The organism is Citrobacter sp. Cb004 (assembly GCF_030337065.1).
In the GTDB taxonomy this organism is placed as follows: domain Bacteria; phylum Pseudomonadota; class Gammaproteobacteria; order Enterobacterales; family Enterobacteriaceae; genus Citrobacter; species Citrobacter braakii.
In genome coordinates this window covers 104,917-126,249 of sequence record NZ_JAOWCH010000070.1, presented here as the reverse complement: position 1 = coordinate 126,249, position 21,333 = coordinate 104,917, and the positions used below count along the sequence as shown (strand labels likewise).

At 55.5% G+C, this 21,333-nt stretch carries 22 protein-coding genes; 20 read left to right on the top strand and 2 right to left on the bottom strand.

Going from position 1 to position 21,333, the window contains the following annotated elements; genetic code table 11:
- The first annotated feature begins 30 nt into the window (after positions 1 to 30).
- From ada to mgtE, 4 genes are all read left to right on the top strand, one after another.
- Positions 31 to 1,095 carry a bifunctional DNA-binding transcriptional regulator/O6-methylguanine-DNA methyltransferase Ada gene (gene ada / locus OGV65_RS21930; protein ID WP_141875445.1) on the top strand — a complete coding sequence of 355 codons (1,065 nt, stop codon included), beginning with the start codon at positions 31 to 33 and terminating at the stop codon, positions 1,093 to 1,095.
- Positions 1,095 to 1,745, top strand: a complete 651-nt coding sequence (gene alkB, locus OGV65_RS21925; protein WP_016153784.1) for a DNA oxidative demethylase AlkB — start codon at positions 1,095 to 1,097, stop codon at positions 1,743 to 1,745. Before ada ends, alkB begins: the two co-directional genes overlap by 1 nt.
- A 75-nt stretch (positions 1,746 to 1,820) precedes the next feature.
- A complete protein-coding gene (locus OGV65_RS21920) occupies positions 1,821 to 3,464 on the top strand; it encodes a multidrug ABC transporter permease/ATP-binding protein (protein ID WP_016157011.1) in 1,644 nt (547 codons plus the stop codon).
- A 105-nt stretch (positions 3,465 to 3,569) separates the two neighbouring features.
- Entirely contained in the window at positions 3,570 to 5,006 is a 1,437-nt protein-coding gene (gene mgtE / locus OGV65_RS21915; RefSeq protein WP_016153782.1) for a magnesium transporter, read from the top strand.
- Here the strand turns inward: mgtE and OGV65_RS21910 are convergent.
- The gene (locus OGV65_RS21910) at positions 4,969 to 6,216 is read right to left on the bottom strand and encodes a SulP family inorganic anion transporter (protein WP_286455414.1); all 1,248 of its coding nucleotides are present in this window, start codon (positions 6,214 to 6,216) and stop codon (positions 4,969 to 4,971) included. The two genes, mgtE and OGV65_RS21910, sit on opposite strands and share 38 nt — an antisense overlap.
- A gap of 278 nt (positions 6,217 to 6,494) precedes the next feature.
- Here OGV65_RS21910 and mqo point away from each other — a divergent pair, with 278 nt between their 5' ends.
- Positions 6,495 to 8,156 carry a malate dehydrogenase (quinone) gene (mqo, locus tag OGV65_RS21905; protein ID WP_047500935.1) on the top strand — a complete coding sequence of 554 codons (1,662 nt, stop codon included), beginning with the start codon at positions 6,495 to 6,497 and terminating at the stop codon, positions 8,154 to 8,156.
- A gap of 47 nt (positions 8,157 to 8,203) precedes the next feature.
- Here mqo and eco read toward each other — a convergent pair whose 3' ends face one another.
- The gene (eco, locus tag OGV65_RS21900; protein WP_029139607.1) at positions 8,204 to 8,701 is read right to left on the bottom strand and encodes a serine protease inhibitor ecotin; all 498 of its coding nucleotides are present in this window, start codon (positions 8,699 to 8,701) and stop codon (positions 8,204 to 8,206) included.
- A gap of 413 nt (positions 8,702 to 9,114) precedes the next feature.
- Between eco and napF the strand changes: the two genes are divergently transcribed.
- The 15 genes from napF (at position 9,115) to OGV65_RS21825 (ending at position 21,300) form a co-directional block, all read left to right on the top strand.
- Positions 9,115 to 9,606, top strand: a complete 492-nt coding sequence (gene napF / locus OGV65_RS21895) for a ferredoxin-type protein NapF (RefSeq protein WP_153690196.1) — start codon at positions 9,115 to 9,117, stop codon at positions 9,604 to 9,606.
- The gene (napD, locus tag OGV65_RS21890; protein ID WP_016153776.1) at positions 9,596 to 9,859 is read left to right on the top strand and encodes a chaperone NapD; all 264 of its coding nucleotides are present in this window, start codon (positions 9,596 to 9,598) and stop codon (positions 9,857 to 9,859) included. Before napF ends, napD begins: the two co-directional genes overlap by 11 nt.
- A complete protein-coding gene (gene napA, locus OGV65_RS21885) occupies positions 9,856 to 12,342 on the top strand; it encodes a nitrate reductase catalytic subunit NapA (RefSeq protein ID WP_016153775.1) in 2,487 nt (828 codons plus the stop codon). Before napD ends, napA begins: the two co-directional genes overlap by 4 nt.
- Positions 12,343 to 12,348: 6 nt before the next feature.
- Positions 12,349 to 13,044, top strand: a complete 696-nt coding sequence (gene napG, locus OGV65_RS21880) for a ferredoxin-type protein NapG (protein WP_016153774.1) — start codon at positions 12,349 to 12,351, stop codon at positions 13,042 to 13,044.
- Positions 13,031 to 13,894 carry a quinol dehydrogenase ferredoxin subunit NapH gene (napH, locus tag OGV65_RS21875; protein ID WP_019077252.1) on the top strand — a complete coding sequence of 288 codons (864 nt, stop codon included), beginning with the start codon at positions 13,031 to 13,033 and terminating at the stop codon, positions 13,892 to 13,894. The genes napG and napH overlap by 14 nt, the downstream gene beginning before the upstream one ends.
- Positions 13,891 to 14,340, top strand: a complete 450-nt coding sequence (napB, locus tag OGV65_RS21870) for a nitrate reductase cytochrome c-type subunit (protein ID WP_016153772.1) — start codon at positions 13,891 to 13,893, stop codon at positions 14,338 to 14,340. The genes napH and napB overlap by 4 nt, the downstream gene beginning before the upstream one ends.
- A gap of 9 nt (positions 14,341 to 14,349) precedes the next feature.
- Positions 14,350 to 14,952 (top strand): cytochrome c-type protein NapC, encoded by a 603-nt coding sequence (napC, locus tag OGV65_RS21865; RefSeq protein WP_003027548.1) that lies wholly within the window; start codon positions 14,350 to 14,352, stop codon positions 14,950 to 14,952.
- A gap of 20 nt (positions 14,953 to 14,972) precedes the next feature.
- The gene (ccmA, locus tag OGV65_RS21860) at positions 14,973 to 15,593 is read left to right on the top strand and encodes a cytochrome c biogenesis heme-transporting ATPase CcmA (RefSeq protein WP_286455413.1); all 621 of its coding nucleotides are present in this window, start codon (positions 14,973 to 14,975) and stop codon (positions 15,591 to 15,593) included.
- Positions 15,590 to 16,249, top strand: a complete 660-nt coding sequence (gene ccmB / locus OGV65_RS21855) for a heme exporter protein CcmB (protein ID WP_003027542.1) — start codon at positions 15,590 to 15,592, stop codon at positions 16,247 to 16,249. The genes ccmA and ccmB overlap by 4 nt, the downstream gene beginning before the upstream one ends.
- A 76-nt stretch (positions 16,250 to 16,325) precedes the next feature.
- Positions 16,326 to 17,063 carry a heme ABC transporter permease gene (locus tag OGV65_RS21850; RefSeq protein WP_016153769.1) on the top strand — a complete coding sequence of 246 codons (738 nt, stop codon included), beginning with the start codon at positions 16,326 to 16,328 and terminating at the stop codon, positions 17,061 to 17,063.
- Complete coding sequence (gene ccmD, locus OGV65_RS21845; protein WP_016153768.1) at positions 17,060 to 17,272, top strand: heme exporter protein CcmD; 213 nt, start codon at positions 17,060 to 17,062, stop codon at positions 17,270 to 17,272. The genes OGV65_RS21850 and ccmD overlap by 4 nt, the downstream gene beginning before the upstream one ends.
- Entirely contained in the window at positions 17,269 to 17,748 is a 480-nt protein-coding gene (ccmE, locus tag OGV65_RS21840; protein WP_016153767.1) for a cytochrome c maturation protein CcmE, read from the top strand. Before ccmD ends, ccmE begins: the two co-directional genes overlap by 4 nt.
- Complete coding sequence (locus OGV65_RS21835) at positions 17,745 to 19,700, top strand: heme lyase CcmF/NrfE family subunit (protein ID WP_016153766.1); 1,956 nt, start codon at positions 17,745 to 17,747, stop codon at positions 19,698 to 19,700. Before ccmE ends, OGV65_RS21835 begins: the two co-directional genes overlap by 4 nt.
- Positions 19,697 to 20,254: a thiol:disulfide interchange protein DsbE gene (gene dsbE, locus OGV65_RS21830; RefSeq protein WP_003834613.1), complete on the top strand. Its 558-nt coding sequence runs from the start codon at positions 19,697 to 19,699 to the stop codon at positions 20,252 to 20,254. The genes OGV65_RS21835 and dsbE overlap by 4 nt, the downstream gene beginning before the upstream one ends.
- Positions 20,251 to 21,300 (top strand): cytochrome c-type biogenesis protein CcmH, encoded by a 1,050-nt coding sequence (locus OGV65_RS21825; protein WP_286455412.1) that lies wholly within the window; start codon positions 20,251 to 20,253, stop codon positions 21,298 to 21,300. Before dsbE ends, OGV65_RS21825 begins: the two co-directional genes overlap by 4 nt.
- Positions 21,301 to 21,333: the final 33 nt, after the last annotated feature.

Genomic DNA, 21,333 nt, shown 5'->3' with positions numbered 1-21,333 from the left:
TAAGCGCTATGCTTAACAAAGGAGTCCATAATGAAAAATCGTTTACACATAACTGATGATGACCGCTGGCAGTCCGTTGTGGATCGTGACGCCGACGCTGACGGTCAGTTTGTTTTCGCCGTGCAGACCACCGGCATTTTCTGCCGTCCGTCCTGTCGGGCGAAACATGCGCTGCGCAAAAATGTCAGTTTCTTTGCCGATGCCCGGCAGGCGCTGGCCGCCGGTTTTCGTCCCTGTAAACGTTGTCAGCCGGAAAAAGACAGCGCCCACCAGCATCGGCTGGAGAAAATAGCCCACGCCTGCCAGTTACTGGAGCAGGAATCTCCCCTCACGCTGGACGAGCTGGCGCAGCAGGTGGCGATGAGCCCGTATCACTTACATCGCCTGTTCAAAGCCACAACGGGCATGACCCCCAAAGCGTGGCAGCAGTCCTGGCGCGCCCGCCGTCTGCGCGATGCCCTGGCGAAAGGCGTTCCGGTAACGCAGGCAATTCTCAACGCCGGATTTCCCGACAGCAGCAGCTACTACCGAAAAGCGGATCAGACGTTAGGCATGACCGCAAAGCAATTTCGTAAAGGTGGCGACAACGTTTCTGTACGCTATACCCTGGCAGATTGCTCTCTGGGTCGCTGTCTGGTGGCGGAAAGCGAACGTGGTATCTGCGCGATCTTACTAGGTGATGATGACGCTACGTTGGTTGCGGATCTGCATGAGCTGTTTCCCGCCGCTCAGGATGTGCCAGCAGATGCCGATTTTCAGCAGCGCGTGCGCGAAGTGATCGCCGCAATCAATGCGCGTGACGCGCCGTTATCGCTGCCGCTGGATATCCGCGGAACCGCATTTCAGCAGCAGGTGTGGCAGGCGTTGCGCGCAATTCCGTGCGGCGAAACGATGAGCTACCAGCAACTGGCCAGCGCCATCGGCAAACCGAAGGCGGTGCGTGCGGTGGCCAGCGCCTGTGGGGCGAATAAACTGGCAATCGTCATCCCGTGTCACCGGGTGATCCGCGGCGATGGCGCGCTTTCGGGCTACCGGTGGGGCATTGCGCGCAAAGCACAGTTACTGCAACGTGAAACGACTGGCGAGGAAACATAATGCTCGATCTCTTTGCGGATGCGAAACCTTGGCAGGAGCCGCTGGCGTCAGGCGCGGTTATTCTGCGACGCTTCGCTTTTGACTGCGCACCGTCTCTGCTGCAGGCGATAGCGGCTATCGCCAGACAGTCGCCGTTTCGCCAGATGGTGACGCCCGGCGGCTACACGATGTCGGTGGCAATGACCAACTGCGGTCGTCTGGGTTGGACGACGGATCAACATGGTTACCTTTATTCTCCTTTTGATCCGCTAACCGGCGCGCACTGGCCGCCGCTGCCGGATGCATTCGCTGACCTGTGCCAACAGGCAGCGACGGCGGCGGGCTATGCTGATTTTCAACCCGATGCCTGTCTGATTAACCGCTACACGCCAGGGGCAAAACTGTCCTTACATCAGGATAAAGACGAGCCCGACCTGCGGGCGCCGATTGTCTCGGTGTCGCTAGGATTGCCGGCCATCTTTCAATTTGGCGGCTTGCGCCGTAATGACCCCTTAAAGCGTTTGCTGCTGGAACATGGCGATGTAGTGGTGTGGGGCGGTACTTCGCGGCTGTTTTATCATGGGATCCAGCCGCTTAAGACGGGGTATCATCCGTTGACCGGAGACTGTCGCTACAATCTGACGTTTCGTCAGGCGGGTAAAAAGGAATAAAAATAAGAATTATTATTGCTGTCAGCGAAGAGATGTTTAAACTGCGGGCTGTTATTACTTGTCCGGGTTGTTCGCATGGAACTTTTACTTCTTGTCTGGCGGCAGTATCGCTGGCCATTTATCAGCGTCATGGCGCTCAGCCTCGCCAGCGCTGCGTTGGGGATTGGGCTGATTGCGTTTATCAACCAGCGTCTGATTGAAACGGTCGACACCACGCTGATGGTGCTGCCGGAGTTTCTTGGCCTGTTGCTGCTATTGATGGTTGTCACTCTCGGCTCTCAGCTGGCGTTGACCACGCTCGGCCACCACTTTGTCTACCGCCTGCGTAGCGAATTTATCAAACGTATTCTGGATACCCACGTCGAGCGTATTGAACAGCTTGGCAGCGCCTCGTTGCTGGCCGGTTTAACCAGCGATATTCGTAACATCACCATCGCCTTTGTTCGTCTGCCTGAGCTGGTGCAGGGGATTATCCTGACCATCGGATCGGCGGCGTATCTGGCGATGCTGTCGACCAAAATGCTGCTGGTGACGGCAATCTGGATGGCAATCACCATCTGGGGGGGATTTGTGCTGGTGGCGCGGGTGTATAAGCACATGGCTACCCTGCGCGAAACGGAAGACAAGTTGTACAACGATTATCAGACGGTGCTGGAAGGGCGCAAAGAGCTGACGCTCAACCGCGAGCGCGCCGAGCATATCTTTAATCAGATGTACGTCCCGGATGCCAAAGAGTACCGTCACCATATTATTCGCGCCGATACCTTCCACCTGAGCGCGGTCAACTGGTCAAACATTATGATGCTGGGCGCCATTGGTCTGGTGTTCTGGATGGCGAATAGTCTGGGCTGGGCGGATACCGCCGTGGCGGCGACTTACTCACTGACGCTGTTATTCCTGCGTACACCGCTGCTCTCTGCCGTTGGCGCGCTACCAACCCTGCTCACTGCGCAGGTGGCTTTCAACAAGCTGAATAAATTCGCACTGGCACCTTTTAAGGCCGAATTCCCGCGCCCAACCGCTTTTCCAAACTGGCAAACGCTGGAACTGCGTAACGTGGTTTTCCACTATCAGGATAATGCGTTTTCCGTAGGGCCGGTCAATCTGACGATTCATCGCGGTGAACTGATCTTCCTGATTGGCGGCAACGGCAGCGGGAAATCTACGCTGGCGATGTTACTGACCGGGCTATACCAGCCGCAGTCAGGTGAAATTTTGCTTGATGGTAAGGCCGTGGCCGTTGAAAAGCCGGAAGATTATCGCAAGCTGTTTTCCGCCGTGTTTACCGACGTCTGGCTGTTCGACAAACTGCTGGGGCCGGAAGGTAAAGAAGCCAATCCGCAGTTGGTAGCGAAGTGGCTGGAACATCTGAAGATGGGTCACAAGCTGGAGATGAACGATGGCCGCATCCTCAATCTGAAGCTGTCGAAAGGGCAGAAGAAACGCGTGGCGCTGCTGCTGGCTCTGGCGGAGGAGCGCGACATCATTCTGCTGGATGAATGGGCTGCCGATCAGGATCCCCATTTCCGTCGTGAGTTCTATCAGGTCCTGTTACCGCTGATGCAAGAAATGGGTAAAACTATCTTCGCCATTAGCCATGACGATCACTATTTTATTCACGCCGATCGTCTGCTGGAAATGCGTAACGGACAGTTGAGTGAACTGCTGGGCGATGAGCGTGATGCCGCCTCGCGTGACGCGGTGGCCCGCACCGCATGATCCCACATGCCGCCGGTTTTTTATCCACCCGGCGGCACTGTTTATTGTTATTTACATAAATCGGCATCATGATTAATGATATTTCATATCATGGATTTATGATTAATGCCTGTAACAAACAAAAACAGCGCCAGACTGCGTGATGAAGAGCGTGCGCGTCTTATCTGGCTGCTGACCACTGATAAAGCCGTTGTTTCAACGCTATTGGGCAAGCTTACCCTGGCTGAGCAATATGACGTCGGCACGTTAGCCGACGATATTGCTGAGGTAGGGGCGCTGGTCGCCCACCTGCCGCCGCCCGATTTGGCGGATACCCTCGAAGCATTACCTTCTGAAGAGCGTCACGCCCTGTGGCGACTGGTCGAAAGTGAAAAGCGCGGTAACGTCCTGCTTGAGGCGTCAGAAAACGTCTGGGACGACCTGATCGATGAGATGAGCGACCGTGAGCTGCTGGATGCGTTGCAATACCTTGATATCGACGAACAGATTTATCTGGTTCAGCACCTCCCTCGTAACCTCACGGGTCGACTGCTGGCGACGTTACCGGCCGAGGAGCGGGCGCGCGTCCGCCAAGTGCTGCACTACGAGAAGAATCGCGTCGGTGCGATTATGGAGTTCGAAGTTATCACCGTGCGTCCGGACGTGACGCTGGAAGTGGTACAACGCTACCTGCGGCGGCTGGGTAAAATGCCGGAGAACACCGATAAACTCTTCGTGACCGACCGCAATAAAGTGCTGGTCGGGGAACTGACGCTCACCTGTATTCTGCTCAATGACGTGCAGCGAAAAGTCAGCGAGGTGATGGAAGATGATCCGCTCACCTTTTCTCCGGAAGATATCGCCGAACACGCCGCGCGAACCTTTGAACGTGACGACCTGGTCAGTGCCGCGGTCGTTGACTCTTCAGGTAAACTGATGGGCCGTTTAACCATCGATGAGATCGTCGATGTGGTCTATGAAGAAACTGATACCGATCTGCGTCGAATGGGCGGCTTAAGCGCCGGAGAGGATGTGTTTGCCCCCGTCACGAAAGCGGTAAAAACCCGCTGGGCGTGGTTGGCCGTTAACCTTTGTACCGCCTTTATCGCTTCGCGAGTGATCGACGGCTTTGAACATACAATTTCGCAACTGGTCGCGCTGGCCTCGCTGATGCCGATTGTGGCGGGGATCGGCGGCAACACCGGGAATCAAACCATCACCATGATTGTTCGCGCGCTGGCGCTACAAAATATTCAGCCGGGAAACCTGACGTTTTTGATCCTGCGCGAAATGGGCGTGGCGTTGATTAATGGCCTCGTGTGGGGCGGAATTATGGGCGGCATTACCTGGTGGCTGTACGATGACATGGCGCTCGGCGGCGTAATGACCCTGGCGATGATGCTCAATTTGCTGATGGCGGCGTTGATGGGCGTTATTATTCCGATGACGATGGTGAAGCTCGGGCGCGACCCGGCGGTCGGCTCGAGCGTCATGATTACGGCAATCACCGATACCGGTGGTTTCTTTATTTTTCTCGGTCTGGCAACGCTGTTTCTGATGTAGCCGCACGTTTGCCTCTGACGATACGCGGCAGAATGAGCATCGTCATCACCCCGGCAACCACGCCAAGCGCCAGGTTGCCGGTTGACACCGTTGCCGCGACGGTCATCAGCATCACCAGCGTTTCAGTAACGGGGAGTTGCCGCAGCGTAGCGGGCTGGATGCTGTGCCAACTGAAGGTTTTCACCGCCACAATCACCATAATTCCCGCCAGCACCGACATGGGGATTTTCGCCATTACTTCGCTTAAGGCGGTGACCAGCAACAACAGCACCAGCCCGGCGGCGACCGTCGAGATGCGGCTGCGTCCTTTGCCCATCTCGACGTTAACGATGGTTTGACCAATCATCGCACACCCAGCGATGCCGCCATAAAAACCGGCCAGAATATTGGCTATCCCCAGCCCGGCGCTCTCGCGATTCTTATTCGACGGCGTAACCGTCAGGTCATCCACCAGACGGGCGGTTAACAGCGACTCCATTAATCCGACAAAAGCGATGCTCAGCGCGCAGGGCCAGATAATCGCCAGCGTTTGCAGGTTGAGCGGTACCAATAACTGCGTGAATCCCGGCAGGCCGCCGCGCATTGAACCTTCGTCACCGACGGTCGGTAATAGTTGTCCGCTGGTGACAGTGAACACCGTCAGCAGCACGATGGCGATAAGCGGCGCGGGGATCGCTTTAATAAACCGCGGAACCCACAGCACAATCAACAGGGTCAGGACAAACAGCCCCCAGATTAGCGGGCTTTTACCCCAGAAATGCGGGACTTGGGCAAAGAAAATCAAAATACCCAGCGCGTTCACAAAACCGGTCATGACGGCTGTAGGAATGAATCGCATCAGACGCGCCATCCCCAATACGCCAAACAGGATCTGAATAATCCCGGCCAGCACCACCGCAGGCAGGATGTACTGGACGCCGTGTTGATGCACCATCGGGCCAATCACCAGCGCGACCGATCCTGCCGCTGCGGTAACCATTGCCGGACGGCCACCTAAAAATGACATTGCCAGGCACAGTACGACTGAGGCTATCAGGCTGACTTTAGGATCGACGCCGGCGATAACGGAAAAAGAGATCACTTCCGGGATCAGCGCCAGGGCGGTTACCACACCGGCCAGCGTTTCGCGAACCAGTAAACGGGGTTGGCGCAGCACTGCGCGCGTCGCGTGCTCCGCTACTGCGACAGAGGAGGGTTGAGTGGCAGACATCGTTACTCTTAGGTCAAAAATGGCCCGATACAGCAGACCGACAGGCATCCGTGCGGTGAATAGCAAAGCGCAGCATAGTACCTGTCTGACGGACCGGTTTCCAGAAATGATTGTCAATAACCGTATAAACTATCAACGTATTAATAACATTTTTAAAAATTAAATATAATTTATAAACAATATTTAAATATTTTTACTTAAGTGTTACCGTTGATGCCGCTCGATTTTCACCTGCATTAAAAGCAAAAAAGCGATACTAAAAGTAAGGCATTAACATTATGAAAAAAGTGACTGCCATGCTCTTCACCATGGCCGTTGGGCTGAATGTTGTCTCGATGGCGGCAAAAGCGAAAGCGGCGGAAGAGCAGGAAACGGATGTACTGTTGATTGGCGGCGGCATCATGAGCGCCACGCTGGGAACCTATTTACAGGAGCTGGAACCGCAATGGTCAATGACCATGGTTGAGCGACTGGATGGTGTAGCGCAGGAAAGCTCAAACGGCTGGAATAACGCCGGAACAGGCCACTCCGCACTGATGGAGCTGAACTACACGCCTAAAAAGGCCGACGGTAGCATCAGCATTGAAAAGGCAGTCGAAATCAACGAAGCCTTCCAGATCTCCCGCCAGTTTTGGGCCTATCAGGTCAATAATGGCGTAATGCATGAACCACGCTCATTTATCACCACCGTTCCGCACATGAGTTTTGTCTGGGGTGACGAGAACGTGAACTTCCTGCGTGCCCGTTACACCGCACTGCAGCAGAGCACGTTATTCCGTGGCATGCGTTATTCCGAAGATCACGCGCAGATTAAAGAGTGGGCGCCGCTGGTCATGGAAGGCCGCGATCCGAAGCAGAAAGTCGCGGCAACGCGTACCGAGATTGGTACTGACGTAAACTACGGCGAAATCACGCGCCAGCTGATTGCCTCGTTGCAGAAAAAGCCCAACTTTGCGCTGCAGCTGAGTACCGAAGTGCGTGGCTTTAAACGCAATGCCGACAATAGCTGGACCGTCACGGTCGCCGATCTGAAAAATAACGAAGCGGAACACGATATCAAGGCGAAGTTTGTCTTTATCGGTGCCGGTGGCGCAGCGCTGAAGCTGTTGCAGGAAACCGACATTCCGGAAGCGAAAGGTTATGCCGGATTCCCGGTTGGCGGGCAGTTCCTGGTTGCGGATAATCCGGACGTGGTGAATCGCCACCTGGCGAAAGTGTACGGTCAGGCCTCCGTTGGCGCGCCGCCGATGTCCGTGCCGCACATCGATACCCGTATCCTTGATGGCAAGCGCGTCGTGCTGTTTGGGCCATTCGCGACATTCTCCACCAAGTTCCTGAAAAACGGTTCATTGTGGGATCTGCTCAGCTCGACCACCACCTCGAACTTTATGCCGATGGTCAACGTGGGTCTGGATAACTTCGATCTGGTGAAATATCTGGTAAGCCAGGTGATGCTCAGCGATGACGACCGTTTTGCCGCGCTGCAAGAGTACTATCCGCAGGCGAAAAAAGAAGACTGGCGTTTATGGCAGGCGGGCCAGCGTGTGCAGATCATTAAAAGTGATGCGGAGAAGGGCGGTGTGCTGCGTCTGGGTACCGAAGTCGTCAGCGATAAAGAGGGCACCATTGCCGCGCTGCTGGGCGCTTCTCCGGGTGCATCAACCGCGGCGCCGATTATGCTGCATCTGATGGAAAAAGTGTTTAAAGATAAAGTGGCCAGCCCTGAATGGCAGGCGAAACTGAAAACCATTATTCCGTCTTATGGTACCAAGCTGAACGGTAACGTTGAAGCTACGGAACAAGAGCTGCAATACACCAGTGATGTTCTGGGGCTGAAATATGACAAGCCGCAGGCTGCTGATGAAGCGCCGAAACCTCAGCTGAAACCTCAGGCGCAACCGCAGCCTGAGCAGAAAACTGTAGCGGATATCGCACTGTAAATAAAATGCCGGATAAGGCGGTACGCCGCCCTCCGGCACATTCTTACTTATCGCGCGACTGCGTCCTGAATCTTCTCTTCCGCTTTCCAGATACGGTATTTCACTTCCACGTTCTCCGGCGTATAGACCACAATCGGTAACTTGCTGTTGTAGCGCAGCATGCCGTCATCACCCAGATACGCGGTAATAAATTTCTTCTCTTTCTTACCGTCAGGGCAGGCCATCATGGTTGAAACCGGAGACGTCACTTTGTCGAAGACATAGTAGTCATATCCCCAACCTTCCAGCGTTTTGCTGTCCAGTTCTCCGCCCAGGCGGTGTTGGTTGCAGTCAACTTCCAGCGTTTGTCCGATCAGCAGTTCTACTTTAAGAGTAGATTCATCTTTCTCAGGGGTAAGCTGAATAACCTGGCGCTTCATACCCTTTTCCGCCTTAGGATAAGGGGCGACTTTTTCCAGCGGCTGAGCGCCGGCATCGTTACTGGCAGCCCATGCAGAGGCGCTGGCAAAGGCGGCGAAAAGTACGGCAGGGACAATTGTTTTCATCTTATTGTTCACAGTGTTTCCTTTCTTCTGTCTTATGAACGAGTCTGGGGCAGGTTAACATATTTACATAATCGATTAATCTGGATTTACTTATATTTTAAGTGTATTTGGTAGAGGTCTGCTTTCAGATTAGCGATATATTCTAAGAATAATCTTAATTATAAAATCATTCTCTTTTTGAGAGGTTCGTTATATACAGTGTTATATAACTCATTGAAATGTGAGCAAAAGCGCATTTTTTCCCGCCAACTCAACACTCCTTTGATCCGGCAACAGCATTTACCCCGATTGGGGTATGCACCTCTAACACATCCTGAAATATCTTACGACTAAAAATAACTACTCATAAATAGTGCAGTTTTTTATGTCGTTCAACCCGCCAGGGAAGGGCGTCATTATGGAAGGACAATGTCATGGTTGATTTATCCCGTCGAAGCATGTTGACAGGCAGTTGGCGAAACGCCAACTCAGGGATCCGTCCGCCCTGGAGCAAGGAAGACTCTCACTTTCTGGCCCATTGCCTTCGTTGTGACGCCTGCATCCAGGCGTGTGAAACCGACATCCTGCAGCGAGGCCAGGGCGGTTACCCGAGCGTAAATTTCAAACGCGGCGAGTGTAGCTTTTGCTATGCCTGCGCAGAGGCCTGTTCTGAATCCCTTTTTCTTCCGCGCCACACCAGGGCATGGGATCTGAATTTTACGATTGGGGAAAACTGTCTCGCACATCAGTCCGTTGAATGTCATCGCTGTCAGGATAGCTGTGAACCCATGGCCATAACCTTTCGTCCCACGCTGTCCGGCATTTATCAGCCGCAGCTCGACAATCAGGACTGTAACGGATGTGGCGCATGTGTCGCTATCTGCCCGGTATCAGCCATTAACGCGGAGTACAACCATGGACAATAACTGGCAGGTCTGCAGCCTGGTCGTTCAGGCCAAAAGTCAGCATATCAATGATATCGCCACGCAGTTGCGTTCGTTCCCCGGTTGCGAAGTTGCACTCAGCGATGTGGAAAGCGGTCAACTGATCGTGGTGGTGGAAGCTGAGCACAGCGAAACGTTAATGAAAACTATTGAGTCAGTGCGCAACGTTGCGGGCGTGCTGGCGGTGTCGCTGGTTTATCACCAGCAGGATGAGCAAGGTGAGGAAACACCATGAAACTCAGTCGTCGTAGCTTTATGAAAGCTAACGCCGTTGCGGCCGCTGCGGCGGCTGCCGGGTTAAGCGTGCCGGGCGTAGCCCGTGCGGTAGTCGGTCAGCAAGAAGCCATCAAATGGGACAAAGCCCCGTGCCGTTTTTGCGGGACGGGCTGTGGCGTATTGGTCGGGACGCAGCAAGGGCGTGTTGTGGCATGCCAGGGCGATCCGGATGCGCCGGTTAACCGTGGGCTTAACTGCATCAAAGGTTACTTCCTGCCGAAAATCATGTACGGAAAAGACCGTTTAACGCAGCCGATGCTGCGCATGAAGGACGGTAAGTATCACAAAGAAGGCGAGTTCACCCCGATTAGCTGGGACCAGGCCTTTGACGTGATGGAAGAGAAATTCAAAACGTCCCTGAAAGAGAAAGGCCCGGAGTCTATCGGTATGTTCGGCTCGGGTCAGTGGACGATTTGGGAAGGTTATGCCGCTGCCAAATTGTTTAAAGCGGGTTTCCGTTCGAATAACATCGACCCGAACGCGCGTCACTGCATGGCATCAGCGGTAGTCGGCTTTATGCGTACCTTCGGTATGGATGAACCGATGGGCTGCTATGACGATATCGAGCATGCAGATGCTTTCGTCCTGTGGGGCGCGAATATGGCGGAGATGCACCCGATCCTGTGGTCGCGCATCACCAACCGTCGTCTGTCCGATCCCAATGTTAATGTCGCGGTGCTCTCCACCTTCCAGCACCGCAGCTTTGAGCTGGCGGATAACGGCATGGTCTTCACGCCGCAAACCGATCTGGTGATCCTCAACTACATCGCTAACTACATCATTCAAAACAATGCGATCAACCAGGATTTCTTTAGCAAGCACGTTAATCTGCGTAAAGGCGTGACGGACATCGGCTACGGTCTGCGTCCAACCCATCCGCTGGAAAAAGCGGCGAAAAACCCGGGATCCGATGCCTCTGAGCCGATGAGCTTTGAGGATTACAAAGCCTTTGTTGCCGAGTACACGCTGGATAAAACCGCCGAAATGACCGGCGTACCGAAAGATCAGCTGGAACAGCTGGCGCAGCTGTATGCCGATCCGAAGAAAAAAGTCATCTCCTACTGGACGATGGGCTTCAACCAGCATACCCGCGGCGTGTGGGCCAACAACCTGGTCTATAACCTGCACCTGTTGACCGGTAAAATCTCCCAGCCAGGCTGCGGTCCGTTCTCTTTGACCGGTCAGCCTTCCGCCTGCGGTACCGCGCGTGAAGTCGGTACGTTCTCCCACCGTCTGCCTGCGGACATGGTGGTTACGAACGAAAAACACCGCGATATCTGTGAGAAGCACTGGAATATTCCGGCGGGGACCATTCCGGCAAAAATCGGTCTGCATGCCGTGGCACAAGACCGTGCGCTGAAAGATGGCAAGCTCAATGTCTACTGGGCGATGTGTACCAACAACATGCAGGCCGGTCCGAACATCAACGAAGAGCGTATGCCGGGCTGGCGCGATCCGCGCAACTTCATCATCGTCTCCGATCCGTACCCGACGGTCAGTGCTCTGTCGGCCGACCTGATCCTGCCGACCGCGATGTGGGTAGAGAAAGAAGGTGCTTACGGTAACGCGGAACGGCGTACACAGTTCTGGCGTCAGCAGATTAAAGCGCCGGGTGAATCGAAATCGGATCTGTGGCAACTGGTGCAGTTCTCTCGTCGCTTCAAAACAGAAGAAGTGTGGCCGGAAGCGCTGTTGGCGCAGAAACCGGAACTGCGCGGCAAAACGCTGTATGACGTACTGTTTGCCACGCCTGCAGTGACGAAATTCCCGGTGGCTGAACTGGCAGAAGATCAGCTGAACGATGAATCCCGCGAGCTGGGGTTCTATCTGCAAAAAGGGCTGTTCGAAGAGTACGCCTGGTTTGGCCGCGGTCACGGGCATGACCTTGCGCCATTTGACGATTACCACAAAGCGCGCGGTTTACGCTGGCCGGTCGTTGAGGGCAAAGAGACCCAGTGGCGCTACAGCGAAGGCAACGACCCTTACGTGAAAGCGGGTGAAAGCTACAAGTTCTACGGTAAGCCGGACGGCAAAGCGGTCATCTTCGCGCTGCCATTTGAACCTGCCGCAGAAGCGCCGGATAAAGAGTACGACCTGTGGCTGTCTACCGGACGTGTGCTGGAGCACTGGCATACCGGCAGCATGACGCGTCGCGTACCTGAGCTGCACCGTGCTTTCCCGGAAGCTGTGCTGTTTATCCATCCGCTGGATGCAAAAGCACGCGATCTGCGCCGTGGCGACAAAGTCAAGGTGGTTTCCCGTCGTGGTGAAGTTATCTCGATAGTTGAAACGCGCGGGCGTAACCGTCCACCGCAGGGTCTGGTCTACATGCCGTTCTTCGACGCCGCACAGCTGGTGAACAACCTGACGCTGGATGCGACGGATCCGCTCTCCAAAGAGACGGATTTCAAGAAGTGCGCTGTGAAACTGGCGAAGGTGTAACGCGTTATGTCCCGGTCAGCAAAACCCCAAAATGGCCGCCGCCGCTTTCTGCGCGATATGGTTCGCGCAGCGGGCGGACTGGCCGTCGTTGGCGTGGCGCTGGGGTTGCAACAGCAAACCGCACGTGCAACCGGCGTGCGGCTGCGCCCGCCAGGCGCACTGAGCGAGGAGGCATTCGCCAGTGCCTGCGTGCGCTGTGGTCAGTGCGTTCAGGCCTGCCCGTATGACACGCTGAAGCTGGCGACGCTGGCCTCAGGGTTGGCTGCCGGTACGCCGTATTTTGTCGCGCGTGATATTCCCTGCGAAATGTGTGAAGACATTCCGTGCGCCAAAGTTTGCCCCAGCGGCGCGTTGGACAGGGACATTGAATCTATTGACGATTCACGCATGGGGCTGGCGGTACTGCTGGATCACGAAAACTGCCTCAACTATCAGGGATTACGCTGCGACGTTTGCTATCGCGAATGCCCGAAAATCGATGAGGCTATCACCCTGGAGCTGGACCGCAACATGCGTACCGGCAAGCATGCGCGGTTTATTCCGACCGTACACAGCGATGCCTGCACCGGCTGCGGGAAATGCGAAAAAGTCTGCGTCCTGGAGCAGCCAGCAATAAAAGTGCTGCCCCTGTCGTTGGCGAAAGGGGAGTTAGGACACCATTACCGCTTCGGTTGGCTGGAGGGGAACAATGGCAAATCGTAAACGTGACGCCGGGCGTGAAGCGCAGGCAAAAAAAGGATGGTGGAAGAGTCATCGCTGGCTGGTGCTGCGTCGTCTGAGCCAGTTTCTGATACTGGCGATGTTCCTTAGCGGCCCGTGGCTTGGCGTCTGGATCCTGCATGGCAATTACAGTAGCAGCCTGTTGCTGGACTCCATCCCGTTCACCGATCCGCTGATTACCCTGCAAAGCCTGGCCAGCGGACACCTGCCGGCGACGGTTGCGTTAACGGGGGCGGTCATCATCACAGTGCTGTATGCCCTGGCGGGTAAGCGACTGTTTTGCAGTTGGGTTTGTCCCATGAACCCTGTCACCGATTTAGCCAGTTGGTTGCGTAGAAGGTTTGACCTGAATCAGTCTGCAACCCTGCCGCGCCATATACGGTACGTCCTGCTGGTGGTTATCCTGGTCGGTTCCGCGCTGACCGGTACGCTGCTGTGGGAGTGGATAAACCCAGTCTCTCTGCTCGGACGGAGCCTGGTCATGGGATTTGGCAGCGGGGCGCTGCTGATCCTCGCGCTGTTTTTATTTGATCTACTAGTCGTTGAGCATGGCTGGTGCGGGCATCTTTGCCCACTGGGTGCGCTGTATAGCGTGGTGGGGAGTAAAGGTGCATTAACCGTTTCGGCAAAAGAACGTAACAGATGTAACCGCTGTATGGATTGTTTTCATGTTTGCCCGGAACCGCATGTGCTACGTGCGCCGGTGCTGGATGAGCAAAGTCCGGTGCAGGTAACCAGCCGCGATTGCATGGCCTGCGGTCGCTGTGTGGATGTCTGTTCTGAGGATGTTTTTACAATAACAACACGATGGAGTTCGGGAGCGAAATCATGAAAAGCCATGACCTGATTAAAGCGCTGAGTCAATGGACGGCTGCGCTGGCCCTGGTAGTCAGTGGGGCCGTTTGGGCTGCAAACGGAGTGGATCTGAGTCAGTCACCGGAAGTCTCAGGGACACAAGAAGGGGCGATTCGCATGCCGAAAGAGCAAGTGCGTATGCCGCTGAACTATGTGAATCAGCCGCCGATGGTTCCGCACAGCGTTGAAGGGTATCAGGTGACGACTAATACTAACCGCTGCCTGCAATGTCACGGTGTGGAAAGCTATCGCACCACCGGTGCGCCGCGCATCAGTCCGACGCACTTTATGGACAGCGACGGTAAGGTATTGGCTGAAGTCGCGCCGCGTCGTTATTTCTGCCTGCAATGTCACGTGCCGCAGGCTGACGCCGCGCCGATTGTTGAAAATACCTTCACCCCCTCGAAAGGTTACGGGAAATAAGAGGTCATTATGGAAAATTCTAACCGTAAACCAGGCTGGATTAAGCGCGTCTGGCAATGGTGGCGTCGCCCCAGCCGTCTGGCGCTCGGCACGCTGTTGTTAATCGGCTTTGTGGGCGGCATTATTTTCTGGGGCGGCTTTAATACCGGTATGGAAAAGGCCAATACAGAAGAGTTCTGCATTAGCTGTCACGAAATGCGCAATACGGTGTACCAGGAATACATGGAAACCGTACACTACAACAACCGTAGTGGTGTGCGAGCGACTTGCCCTGATTGCCACGTCCCACATGAGTGGGGTCCGAAAATGATTCGTAAGATCAAGGCCAGTAAAGAGCTGTACGCGAAAGCACTGGGGTTGATAGATACACCGCAGAAATTTGAAGACCATCGTTTAACGATGGCGCAAAATGAGTGGCGGCGTATGAAAGATAACAATTCGCAAGAGTGTCGAAACTGTCACAACTTCGAGTTTATGGATTTAACCGCCCAGAAAGGCGTTGCGGCCAAAATGCACGACCAGGCCGTGAAAGACGGGCAAACCTGTATTGACTGTCATAAAGGGATAGCGCACAAACTGCCTGATATGCGCGAAGTCAAACCGGGATTTTAACAGGATGTAGATAACCAGGTATGCTTGAAGCCAGAGAATTACTTTGCGAGCGGGATGACAGAATACTGTTCAGCGATTTGTCATTTCGCGTCAACGCAGGGGAATGGGTACAAATTACCGGCAGCAACGGCGCAGGGAAAACCACTTTGCTGCGGTTACTTACCGGGCTGGCGCGTCCCGACGCAGGGGAGGTTTGCTGGCAAGAGCAACCGCTGCATCACGTGCGGGACAGCTACCATCAACAACTGCTGTGGATCGGACATCAGCCGGGGATAAAAACCCGGCTTTCGGCGTTGGAAAACCTGCGTTTCTTTCACCATGACGGCGACGTCGCACAGTGTCTGGCTGCGCTGGCGCAGGCGGGGCTTGCCGGATATGAAGACATCCCGGTGAATCAACTCTCCGCCGGACAACAGCGCCGCGTGGCGCTGGCCCGTTTGTGGCTGACCCGCGCCCGGCTGTGGATCCTCGACGAACCCTTTACCGCCATTGATGTGAACGGCGTTGAGCGACTGACTCAGCGTATGGCGCAGCATACGGAGCAGGGCGGTATTGTTATTCTCACCACCCACCAACCGCTCAATGTCGAGACCGATAAAGTGCGACGTATTGCGCTGAACAGCGAGAGGGCAACGCAATGATGTGGCGAATCTTCCGTTTAGAACTACGAGTTGCGTTTCGTCATAGTGCGGAAATCGCCAATCCTTTATGGTTCTTCCTGATTGTTATTACGCTGTTCCCGCTGAGCATTGGGCCGGAGCCGCAACTGCTGGCACGTATTGCACCGGGCATCATCTGGGTTGCGGCGCTGCTGGCGTCGTTGCTGGCGCTGGAGCGCCTGTTTCGTGATGATCTGCAGGACGGCAGCCTTGAGCAACTGATGCTGCTGCCGTTGCCGCTGCCGGCAGTGGTGCTGGCGAAAGTGATGGCGCACTGGGTCGTGACCGGCCTGCCGCTGCTGATCCTCTCGCCGCTGGTGGCGTTGCTGCTCGGCATGGACATGTACGGCTGGAAAATTATGGCGCTGACCTTGTTACTCGGGACGCCGACGCTGGGCTTCCTCGGTGCGCCGGGCGTGGGGTTGACGGTGGGCTTAAAGCGCGGCGGCGTGCTGTTAAGCGTGCTGGTACTCCCGCTCACCATACCCTTACTGATTTTTGCGACCGCGGCGATGGATGCGGCTTCCATGCATTTACCGGTTGAAGGGTACATGGCGATTCTGGGCGCGTTGCTGGTCGGCAGCGCCACGCTAAGCCCGTTTGCCACAGCTGCGGCGTTACGGATAAGCGTGCAGTAGCGCAGTTGAGATATGCAGGCCGGGCAAGGCGCTCCGGCACAATGGATATTAATTTACGGAGTCTGGTGACTGAACTATGTGGAAAACACTTCATCAATTGGCGATGCCTCCTCGGCTCTATCAGATCTGCGGCTGGTTTATCCCGTGGCTGGCGATTGCCAGCGCGGTGGTACTGATAACCGGGTTGATCTGGGGCTTTGGCTTCGCGCCTGCGGATTATCAGCAGGGGCAGAGCTATCGCATTATTTATCTGCACGTTCCGGCGGCAATCTGGTCGATGGGTATTTATGCATCGATGGCCGTTGCCGCGTTTATTGGCCTGGTCTGGCAGATGAAAATGGCCAATCTGGCGCTGGCCGCGATGGCGCCCATTGGTGCCGTGTTTACCTTTATTGCGCTGGTGACTGGCTCTGCATGGGGCAAACCGATGTGGGGCACCTGGTGGGTCTGGGATGCCCGACTCACCTCTGAATTGGTGCTGCTGTTTCTCTACGTTGGCGCCATAGCGCTGTGGCATGCCTTTGACGACCGCCGTCTGGCTGGTCGCGCTGCCGGCATTCTGGTGCTGATTGGCGTGGTCAACTTGCCGATTATTCACTACTCGGTCGAGTGGTGGAATACGCTGCATCAGGGGTCGACTCGTATGCAGCAGAGTATCGATCCGGCAATGCGCGCGCCGCTGCGTCTGGCGATCGTCGGCTACCTGTTACTGTTTGTCACGCTGGCGCTGATGCGCATGCGTAACCTGATTTTGATGATGGAAAAACGCCGCCCGTGGGTGAGCGAACTGATCTTAAAAAGAGGCCGCCAATGACCCCTGCATTTGCATCATGGAGTGATTTTTTCGCGATGGGCGGTTACGCCTTGTATGTCTGGCTGGCTGTGGCGATGAGCATTGTCCCGCTGGTGGCGCTGGTGCTGCATTCTGCGTTACAGCATCGTGCAATCTTACGCGGTGTCGCGCAGCAGCGGGCGAGAGAAGCGCGCATGCGCGCGGCGCAAGTGCAACGGGAGGCGGCGTGAATATTCGACGTAAAAATCGGTTATGGATAGCCTGCGCGGTCCTGGCAGGTCTGGCTTTGACCATTTCGCTGGTGCTCTACGCGCTGCGTTCCAATATCGATCTGTTCTATACGCCGGGAGAGATACTCTACGGGAAGCGCGAAACGCAGCAAATGCCTGAAGTCGGCCAGCGCCTGCGCGTGGGCGGTATGGTTATGCCTGGCAGCGTAAAGCGCGATCCGCAGTCGCTGAAGGTGAATTTCAGCATCTATGACGCCGAAGGTGTGGTGGATGTCACCTATGAAGGCATTCTGCCGGATCTGTTCCGCGAAGGGCAGGGCGTCGTCGTTCAGGGCGAACTGGACGGGGGAAATCATGTGCAGGCTAAAGAAGTGCTTGCTAAACATGATGAAAATTACACCCCGCCGGAAGTCGAAAAAGCGATGCAGGAAAACCACCGTCGCCCGGAAAGTGTTTATAAGGATAAAACGTCATGATGCCTGAAATTGGCAATGCGCTGTTGTGCCTTGCGCTTGGCGTTGCATTACTGCTGTCGGTCTATCCTCTGTGGGGCGTAGCGCGCGGCGACGTGCGGATGATGGCCTCCGCGCGTCCCTTTGCCTGGGTACTGTTTATCTGTGTGATGGGGGCGTTCCTGATTCTGGTCAACGCCTTCGTGGTTAATGACTTTACCGTGACCTACGTCGCCAGCAACTCCAATACCCAGCTTCCGGTCTGGTATCGGGTGGCGGCGACGTGGGGGGCGCATGAAGGCTCGCTGCTGCTGTGGGTGCTGCTGATGAGCGGCTGGACGTTCGCCGTTGCAGCGTTCAGCCAGCGCATGCCGCTGGATATCGTCGCCCGCGTGCTGGCGGTCATGGGAATGGTCAGCGTCGGTTTCCTGCTGTTTATTCTGTTTACCTCCAACCCGTTTGCCCGCACGTTGCCGAACTTCCCGATTGAAGGACGTGACCTGAACCCGCTGTTGCAGGATCCGGGGCTGATTTTCCATCCGCCGCTGCTGTACATGGGGTATGTCGGCTTCTCGGTCGCCTTTGCGTTTGCGATTGCTGCGCTGATGAGCGGACGACTGGACAGCACATTCGCCCGTTTTTCGCGTCCGTGGACGCTGGCGGCGTGGGTGTTTCTGACGCTGGGCATTGTGCTCGGTTCGGCCTGGGCCTATTACGAGCTGGGCTGGGGCGGCTGGTGGTTCTGGGATCCGGTTGAAAACGCCTCGTTTATGCCATGGCTGGTGGGAACGGCGCTGATGCACTCGTTGTCGGTAACCGAACAGCGCGCCAGCTTTAAAGCCTGGACGCTGTTGCTGTCAATCTGCGCATTCTCACTTTGTCTGTTAGGTACTTTCCTGGTGCGCTCCGGCGTACTGGTGTCGGTGCATGCTTTCGCCTCCGATCCGTCGCGCGGAATGTTTATTCTGGCCTTTATGGTGCTGGTAATTGGCGGCTCCCTGCTGCTGTTTGCGGTGCGCGGTCACAAGGTTCGCTCACGGGTGAACAACGCGCTGTGGTCGCGTGAATCGCTGCTGCTGGGGAATAACGTCCTGCTGATTGCCGCCATGCTGGTGGTGCTACTGGGCACACTGCTGCCGCTGGTGCACAAACAGCTGGGGCTGGGCAGCATTTCGATTGGCGAGCCGTTTTTCAACACCATGTTCACCTGGCTGATGGCGCCGTTCGCACTGTTGTTGGGGATTGGGCCATTAGTGCGCTGGGGCCGTGACCGACCGCGTAAACTGAAAACGTTATTGCTTATCGCGTTTGTCACCACCCTTGTTCTGTCACTGCTGCTGCCGTGGCTGCTTGAGGATCGCATTGCCGCCATGACAGTGGTGGGGCTGGCGATGGCGTGCTGGATATTCGTACTGGCGATGTCCGAAGCGTTCCTGCGTATTTCCCGTGGGACAAAGCTAACGCCAAGCTACTGGGGCATGGTATCGGGTCACGTCGGGCTGGCGATTACCATTGTTGGTATTGCCTTTAGCCAGAACTACAGCGTTGAACGCGATGTGCGCATGAAAGCGGGTGATAGCGTTAGTATCCATAACTATCAGTTCACTTTCCGCGAAGTGAAAGATATTACCGGGCCAAACTACCGGGGTGGCGTTGCCATTATTGGCGTTACCCGAGATGGTAAGCCAGAAGCCACGCTGCATGCGGAAAAACGCTTCTATAACAGCACCAGTTCGATGATGACCGAAGCGGCAATTGACGGCGGATTCACGCGCGATCTTTACGCTGCGCTGGGTGAAGAACTGGATAATGGCGCATGGGCTGTACGCCTGTACTACAAACCGTTTATTCGCTGGATTTGGGCCGGAGGATTGCTGATGGCGCTGGGCGGGTTGTTCTGCCTGTTTGATCCACGCTATCGCCAGCGGACGCGACCTCGCGCCGCGGTGCAAAAAAATGCGTCGGAGGCTGTATGAAGCGCAACGCACTGTTAATTCCGTTTATTATTTTTCTCATCATTGCGGCGGCGCTGTTGTGGCAGCTCGCGCGTAACGCTCAGGGGGACGATCCCACTAATCTGGAATCGGCGCTGATCGGCAAACCTGTTCCGACATTCCGCCTGGAGTCACTGGAAAATCCGGGTCAGCACTATCAGGCCGATGTGCTGACGCAGGGCAAACCGGTATTGCTGAACGTCTGGGCGACCTGGTGCCCAACCTGTCGCGCCGAGCATCAGTATCTGAATCAGCTGTCTGCGCAAGGCGTGCGGGTAGTGGGTCTGAACTATAAAGATGATCGTCAGAAAGCCATTGTCTGGCTGAAAGAGCTGGGTAATCCTTACTCATTAAGTCTGTTTGACGGCGACGGTATGCTCGGTCTGGATCTTGGCGTGTACGGTGCTCCGGAGACGTTCCTGATCGACGGCAAAGGCATTATTCGCTATCGCCATGCCGGCGATCTGAACGCCCGGGTGTGGGAGAGCGAGATCAAACCGTTATGGGACAAGTACAGTAAGGAGGCTGCGCAATGAGATTTTTACTGGGCCTGCTAATGCTGGTTATCTCGGGATCCGCGCTTGCGACTATCGACGTGATGCAGTTTAAGGACGAAGCGCAGGAGCAGCAGTTCCGCCAGCTTACTGAACAACTGCGTTGTCCTAAATGCCAGAACAACAGCATTGCCGATTCTAACTCGATGATTGCTACCGACCTGCGTCAGAAAGTGTACGAACTGATGCAGGAAGGAAAAAGCCAGAAAGAAATTGTCGATTACATGGTGGCGCGCTACGGCAACTTCGTCACGTACGATCCGCCGTTAACGCCGCTCACCGTGCTGCTGTGGGTGATGCCGGTGGTAGCGATTGGTCTGGGGGGCTGGATTATTTTCGCCCGTACTCGCCGACGCGTCCGGGTGAAACAGGAAGCGTTTCCTGACGATATTATTCCGAATGGCAAGCGCGGTGGATTCGGGTTGTTTGTGCCTGGGATCGTGGTGGCGCTGGTGGTTGGCGCAGTAAGCTATTACCAAATCGGCAGCTATAAGCAGGTTCAGGTCTGGCAGCAGGCCACCGCTCAGGCTCCGGCGCTGCTGGAGCGGGCGTTGGATCCGAAAGCGGAACCGCTCAATGAAGAAGATATGGCGCGTCTGGCGCTGGGGCTGCGCACGCGTTTACAAGCCGATCCCGCAAATGTTGAAGGCTGGATCATGCTTGGACGCATTGGCATGGTTCTCGGTAACGCCAGTACGGCCACTGAAGCCTATGCCAATGCCTATCGACTGGATCCTAAAAACAGCGATGCGGCGCTGGGCTATGCGGAAGCGCTGACCCGTTCTTCCGATCCTGATGATAACCGTCGGGGAGGGGAGCTGCTACGCCAACTGGTGCGTGGCGAACATGCCAACGTTCGGGTTCTCAGCATGTACGCTTTCAACGCCTTTGAACAGCAGCGCTTCGGCGAGGCGGTTGCGGCGTGGGAGATGATGCTGAAACTATTACCTGCCAACGATACCCGTCGGGCGGTAATAGAACGGAGCATTAAGCAGGCGATGGAGCAGCTAACGCCGCAGGAGAAATAAGTATCCAGAATAGCCCCGATAGCGCTTCGCATA